At 71.9% G+C, this 6,778-nt stretch carries 3 protein-coding genes; all 3 read right to left on the bottom strand.

Going from position 1 to position 6,778, the window contains the following annotated elements:
- Positions 1 to 406 precede the first annotated feature (406 nt).
- Genes ACIP4P_RS44125 through ACIP4P_RS44115 form a run of 3 tightly spaced genes read right to left on the bottom strand, consistent with a single transcriptional unit; the run spans position 407 to position 4,121 of the window.
- Complete coding sequence (locus tag ACIP4P_RS44125) at positions 407 to 1,540, bottom strand: hypothetical protein (protein ID WP_400929883.1); 1,134 nt, start codon at positions 1,538 to 1,540, stop codon at positions 407 to 409.
- Between the two features lie 41 nt (positions 1,541 to 1,581).
- Positions 1,582 to 2,361, bottom strand: a complete 780-nt coding sequence (locus ACIP4P_RS44120) for an AAA family ATPase (protein ID WP_400929880.1) — start codon at positions 2,359 to 2,361, stop codon at positions 1,582 to 1,584.
- Positions 2,358 to 4,121 (bottom strand): Mu transposase C-terminal domain-containing protein, encoded by a 1,764-nt coding sequence (locus ACIP4P_RS44115; RefSeq protein ID WP_400929877.1) that lies wholly within the window; start codon positions 4,119 to 4,121, stop codon positions 2,358 to 2,360. The genes ACIP4P_RS44120 and ACIP4P_RS44115 overlap by 4 nt, the downstream gene beginning before the upstream one ends.
- Positions 4,122 to 6,778: the final 2,657 nt, after the last annotated feature.

Genomic DNA, 6,778 nt, shown 5'->3' with positions numbered 1-6,778 from the left:
TTCGACTTTCCCCTGGTGGCTGCGGGCGAACCGGCCGGCCACTCACCTGCCATTGCATTCTGTTACCAGATTGGCCAACGGTACAACCCCTCCCGCGGGGGGCAAGGTGGCCAGCCACCCGGCCAAGGTGGTCTAGACCCATGGCCTCGATCGGCGACCCCGTGCAGCCTTGATGACGCCACCGATGCAGCATGAGAATCACATCATCGGATGATCTCACCATGTTCTGTCCCCTCATTCGGAAGCAACCATGGAAATACTTCACCGCCCCGGATGTGTCACGGTCAGTTGTGTAACGTCATCAGTTTCCATTCGTTACTTGTCAGGCCGTCAGCTCCCTCCGTATAAAGCGAAGTGACGTTACAGAATCCGGTCCTCTCAGATTTCGGCCCCTCACGGAGATCCGTCATCGGCGCCGCCCCCGGACGGCCTCGGTGAAGGTGAGACCGTTCCATAGCCGCCCGGTCTGCAGTGTGCGCCCGCGGTGTGACGGGGGTGGGGGCGGGCAGCCTCGCATGTCTTCGGTGACGGCCCAGGGATAGTAGTAGCGGGCGGTACTCAGGGGCCAGACGGTCTGTTGCTGCGTCTTGTGTCGTGTGGGGCCTGGGCGTGGTGGCTGGGGCGGGCGCAGTTTGCAGGACTCGGCGAAACGGGTCACGAAGGGCAGGCCGGTGGTCGGGAAGGGCGGAGTGAACAACGGCCCGTCGGGGGCTACGGCGATGCGCCGCAGGTACACGGTCGCCAGAAGGAAGGGGCGGGCCCAGGCCGGCACGGGGTGGGCCATACAGCCCTGTCGCAGGCGGCGGGGGTCGTGCAGGGTGATGGCGGCGGCGTCCGGGGCCAGGTCGCGCGGGTGGACGGTGTTCAGTTGGGTGGTGGAGGCAGCGGTGAAGACCGCGGTGGCCAGCAAGGCCGCCAGGCGCGGGTGCGCGGTGGCGGTGTGGAGGCGGCGCGCGATCTCCTCGGCAACCGTGGAGCGCACCTGCGGGGACCTGAAGCCACGCGCCTCGGTGGTGGGTGCGGTACAGCGGCAACGCTGGTCACGGCCGTCGATCGCGACCAGGGTCGTCAGCGCCGACAGCGAGAGCCAGCGGTTCGTGAGCGGTCCCGGGCCTGGAGGTGGGGGTTGTTGGTCCGTGTCGGGGAGAACTGCGCGGGCCTGCGCGAGGTGGTAGCCGTGTGGGTGGAGCGCGCGGGCCATTGCGACTGGGACGCTGGGGCGGTGGCAAACCAGCATCAGGCGTATACCGGTGCGCGAGCGCAGGGTGAGGAGGTCCTCGATGCGGCGGCGGGTGAGGAAGTGGGCGCGCAGCACGGTGAGGTGGGTGATGCCTGAGGCGAGGGTCCAGGCGGCGGCCGTGGCCCAGGGTGGCTGGGTGCCGGTGAGTGGGACTGGTTTGCCGAGGGTGGCCAGGAGGTCGTAGGCGAGGCAGGTGCTGGAGTCGGTGGCGGGTGTGGGGTGGATGGTGATGTGGCCGATGGCGGGGTGGTGGGCTGCCAGGGCGGCGCGGGTGTGGGGCAGGTCGTCGTGGGGGTCCATGATGACGGTGACTGGTGGTGGGTCGGGGCAGGTCGGCATGGTCAGGCTGCCCGGCGGCCGAGTTTGCTGTAGGCCCAGCGCAGCAGGTCTTCGTCGACGGTGGTGCGTGCTGTCTGCTTCAGGCCGGCGGTGAGGTGGTGGGTGATCTTCGCCCAGGCGCGGAAGTTGCCGTGGGCCGCTTCGCGGTCGCACATGGCGATCAGGTCGGGGTCGGCCTGGGTCCAGACGGGGTGGAAGGCGGGGATGACGGTGAGGACCTCGTCCAGGGCCATGGGGTCGATCTCCTGCCAGGCGTAGACGCGGGATTCGAGCATCGGTTCGCTCTGCAGCATCTCGAAGCAGCCGTTGCCGCCGGTGAAGATGATCGTCAGGTCGGTGCTGGTGTCGTCCCACAGGTAGCGCAGGTACTCGAAGCAGAGTTTGGACAGCCACTGGGCCTCGTCGCAGACCAGGACGCGGGGTTCTTCCAGTGCGCCGCGCAGGGTGCGGTCGAACTCGATCGCGTGGGAGGGCGGGCGGCCCGGGAGGCCCAGGGCGTGGAACAGTTCGTGGCGCAGGTCGCGGGTGGAGGGGCGGGCGCGGAACTGGATGCGGTGGGTGATCTGTGGGGCGAGGTCGCGCAGTGAGGCGTTGACGGCCATGGACTTGCCGTGTCCGGTCGGTCCGTAGATACAGATCATGGCCTTCGCGTCGATCGCGGCGCGGATGTTCTCCCGTACCGCCAGCAGGGCGCGGGTGCCGACCACGTGGGCGCCGCGCAGGCGCATGTAGTGGTCCTCGCGTTCGGCCGGCAGCCGGCCCTGACGGCCTGCAGTGGTCACAGGCGTCCTCCCTCTTCTGTTTCTTCTCCGTTGGCCCCGTCCAGTGCACTGCCGGCGCCCGGGGTGTGTGCCGCCCCGGGCGCCGGCGGGCCGACATCGGCATCGGTTCCGGGTGTCGCCGGACGGGGGCGGCGAACCGGGCGGGCCCACGACGCGGGTGCCTCGCGCGGCGGGATCAGGTCCGGCAGTGCCCGCTTCGCCAAGTCGCTCCGGGCGGTCGCGGCGAGTTGCTCCTCGGCCTCGGCTGCGGTCAGCGCCGCCAGTGGCTCGGGCTGCCCCGGCTCGGTGACTGCGCCGTAGCGGCCCAGTCGGCGGCGCTGGCGGTCCGCGGAGGCCAGTGCCCGCACCATCGTGCGCCGCTGGGCGTCCTTGGCCCGGCGCAGCGCGGCGCGCTGGGCAGCTGTGGCGGCGTTCGCGAGGTGGGCCGGCCCAAGGTGGGCGCCGGTGGCGGTGTCGAACACCTCGATCTCGTGGTCGTGGTGGGGGACGAAGCGCACGCGCACGCGGGTGCCGTTCATGCCGTGCATCCAGGGGCCGACGTAGTAACGCCCTCGCCAGTACACGCCTTTCGTGGAGAGGATCTTGTCGCCTCCCGCGTCCTCGAGGGTGAAGGAGTGCAGCAGGGCGGGCGGGACGTCCTCGATGGGGGTGGGGTCGTCCTGCCATGCCTGGAGCGGTGTGCGGCCGCCGAGTGGCTGCGGGCGGTGCTCGGTGTTCCACCACCGCACCCAGTCCAGAAGCCGTGCGGTGAACTCGGTGAACGGCAGCAGGCCCTCCAGGTCGCCGCGTCGCGCCCGCGGGCGGGTCGTGGTGGTGGGGGCGTGGAGGTATCCGGGCTGCGCGACTAGGAACATGTCGACGACGCAGTGGTTGAGGTTCTCCACCGTGCCCTTCAACTCCGGCCTGCGCGCGGGCAGATCCTGTACCGGGACCGCGAGCGCGCCCAGTGCCCGGGTCACCGTGGCACACAGGAACTCCTTGCCGCGGTCGACCCGTACCAGTTCCGGCAGTCCTCCGATCGGCCCGTACGGGCCGCCGCTCTCGTCGCGTGACAAGGCGATCCGCAGAGCCGCGAGCACCGCGTCCCGGGAGGGTTGGTGCGGGGTGACGGCCGCGCCGGTGATGGCGTTCCTGGCGCAGTCGATGAACCACGTCACCCACGGACGCACCGTCTGCCCGTCCAGCTCGACCTCGACGGGCAGGTGCTTGTGATCGCCCTCCCAGCATGCGTTGCGCCACTTCACCGGACGGGCGAGATGCACATCGTGGGCGCGCCTGGCCTTCTCCCCGTCCTTGAGCGCGGCGCGCTGACCTGCGTTCAGATCCCGGCGCACCGCCCGTTGGACCGTCGCCAACGACGGCACGCCCGCTCCCCCACCATCCCCGGTGCCTGCGGCTGGCTCATCGCCGGCACTCCCGTCCACGGAGCCGTCTGCCGACGCACGGGCCTGTGCGAGAAGCTCCCGGTGGACCGCCGCGGCGTTCCCGCACCACAACGCCAATCGCGCGTGGACCTCGTCCGTGACCGTGAACCGCGGCCGGGACTTGCGCGCTGTCCGGCCCTCCTCGCGTGCCGTCTGTAGCCAGCGCTGGACCGTTCGTACCGACCTGCCCGCCGAGGAAGCCGCAAGGCGCACGTGACCAGGTGCCAGGAGACCGCGTTCCTGAAGGGTCAGGAGCCTGTGCACCACCTGCTCACGCACCACCCACGCCGGAGCGCCGGCCCCTGCCGCATCGCTCCCGCCACCGCCGTGTGCCATCCACGCCCTCCCGGCCCGCCCGACAGCCCCGGGCACCCACCGGACCCGTACCTCGCCCGTCCAGGAAGACAGCGAACGCACCACGATGGCGCCTGAAACCGCATTCCGACGACGCCCGGCAGGACTATCTGGTACAAGCCGGACATGCCATCGGTGCTAAGGAAACCGCACGAACCTGGCCAGGGAACACATCATCTCGATGACGCCGAAAGCTGCACGAAACTGACGCACGGCCAGCCACCACCGCTACCGAGCAGCCAAAACACCTCCACACCCCGCGACAGAAAACCGCCACACCCGACGACAAATAAGCACAGCTTCACACCCGGACGGCGGACGAGCCGGCTGTCCCCGCGGACCGCGGCCCCCACCCGGACGGCGGCCTGGCGAGGCCTGCGGCACCCTCCAGCGAGCACCACCACCCCCCATCCCAGACGGCGACCCGGACGGCAGCGAGCAGGACGGCGGGCAAGGACCACCGTCACCCCAACTCAATGCCCCACGCGAGGCATCCCGGCGACGAGCAGGCCGACCGCTCCATGCCCCACGCGAGCCATGGCAGCGACGGCCAGGCCGGCGACGACGCGGGCGAGAACGCACATCGCCCCCGCGCCCGGCAGCGGACACGGGGGCGACAAGCGGCCGACCTACGGGTGACTCTCGATCACGTCCGCGAAGGCCCCGGCAGCGGTGGCCATGTAGCCGACGGTCACCACCACGGCCGACACCGCAACCACGACAACCCGACGAAACCTGCTCATACATCCCCCTTCGAGCTGACCAGCCCCGCCCTGAGCGGGGCCAGTTCCGATGCTAAGCACCGTCACGCCCCCTACCCCAGAGACGGCGTACAAACTGCCGGTAGACAGGGTTGGGACGACGCCGGAAACGGGCACGGCGGGCCGGCGGGCGAGCAAGCCGACGCCCCCACCCCCAGGACGAGCAGCACGGCCAGCACCACCGCGGCGGCCGCCACCAGGCGGACGCGGAAAGGGAGAAGCACAGCACAGCGACCCACCCCACCGGCCAACGCCCCGGCCAGGGTTGGGGAGCATCCGAACGGCGGCGTGTGGGGGTCTGGATGGGCCACGGGTGGTGGGCGGTGCGGTTGGGTGCGGGTCGACGATGGCTGTGGGCTGGTGAGGCTGGATCAATGGGGTCTGGGCGGCTGGTTCGTGTTCTGACGAGGAGGCGGCGGTGCGTGCGGTGGTGGGATCGGATGGCCGGGTGGTGTGTCGGTCGGGTGGTGGTCGGCGCGGTGCCCGGGTGGTGGCGGTGGTGGGCGCGTTGGCGCTCGGTTGGACGTCGTTGGGTGGTTCGGTGGCGGTGGCGCGGGTCGCCGGGGTGTCGGCTGGTCTGGGGGCTGGGGGCAGCAGGCGTTCACGGAGTCGGGGACGTTCACCGTTCCGGACGGTGTGAGTGCGGTGACGGTCTACGCGTGGGGTCAGGGTGGCCGGGGCGGCCCGGGTGCGGGTGGCGGGGGTGGGGGCGGCGGGGGTCAGGCCGAGCCGCTCGCCTCGACGTCCGTCGGTGGTGGGGGCGGTGGGGGCAGCGCGGGTGGCAGCGGCGGCGGCAGTGGGGGTGGTGGCGGGGGCGGGAGCTATGTGCAGTGCGTGCTCGCGGTGACGCCGGGGACGACGCTGACGGTGATGCTCGGTGGCGGTGAGACGAACGGGACGCCTGGCGGTGGTGGCAGTGGGGGCAGTGGGGGCCCCGACGGAAGCCTGTTTGAGAGCGGGCAGGCCGGCGGTGCCGGTGGCGGCGGGGGGAATGCGGGCACATCGGCCTTGACCGGTTTCACGGGGACCCGGGTCGGGGTGTCCGGGGGAGCCCCCAGGGTCGTGGCTCCCGCCGGTTCCCCGGGAGGATGGGTGGTGGGTTTGTCGGAAGCGGGCGGTGGCTCCGGCTCGGGGGCGGGCGGTGGCGGTGAGAACGGCAAGATCTCCGAGAGCGGCGGTGCCGGCACGGCGGGTTCCGGCGGCCGTGGGACCTGCCTGGGTGGCACCTCCACCGTCCTGCAGAGGGGCGGACAGGGTGTGGACGGGAGCCCCGGCTCGGCGGGCTCTTCCGCCGCCGACGGGCAGAACGGGATCGTCGGACGCGGCGGCTCCGGCGGCAGCGGAGGTTCGGGCGGACCGGGTGGCACCGGCGGCTCGGGCGGGACACCGGCGGTGGGGAACGTGAGTCCGCCGGTCGGCGTCGCGGTCGGAGGTAGCGGTGGCGGTGGCGGTGGCGGGCAGGGCGGCGCCGGCGGGGCGGGTGGCAAGGGCGCGACCCGCAGCGGCCAGAGCGACACCCCCGGCGCTGACGGCGCCCCGGGATCGGCCGGACAGCCCGGCGCCGCGGGCGGTCCCGGCTATGCACTGATCACCTGGTAGACCCTGGCCGCCAGGGTGGTCCAGTACTGAGGCAGGCTCCTCACCACGTCCCTTGACCGGACACGGGGAGTCTGCCTCGCGCAACGGGCTCGGGCCCGGGCCCGGGCTCGGGGCGCGGGCTGGCGAAGGAGCAGGACCCGGACGGCGGCGAGCAGGACGTCCCCGCGCATCGCGGACCACGCCCGGGCGGCGGCGAGGATCTCCCGGACGGCGGCCTACCGAGGCCTGCGGGGCGGCGGCGAGCACCACGGTCACCCCGGCCCGGACGGCGACCTGGAC

This window comes from Kitasatospora sp. NPDC089509, from assembly GCF_044749365.1.
GTDB lineage: Bacteria > Actinomycetota > Actinomycetes > Streptomycetales > Streptomycetaceae > Kitasatospora.
Note: the sequence above shows the minus strand (reverse complement) of the source record. Positions and strands in the feature narration are given on the sequence as shown.

What these genes read in the sequence shown, in the direction of transcription:
- ACIP4P_RS44125 (WP_400929883.1), bottom strand. Translation starts at nt 1,540, where the DNA reads ATGGACCCCCACGACGACCTGCCCCACACCCGCGCCGCCCTGGCAGCC.
- ACIP4P_RS44115 (WP_400929877.1), bottom strand. Translation starts at nt 4,121, where the DNA reads ATGGCACACGGCGGTGGCGGGAGCGATGCGGCAGGGGCCGGCGCTCCG.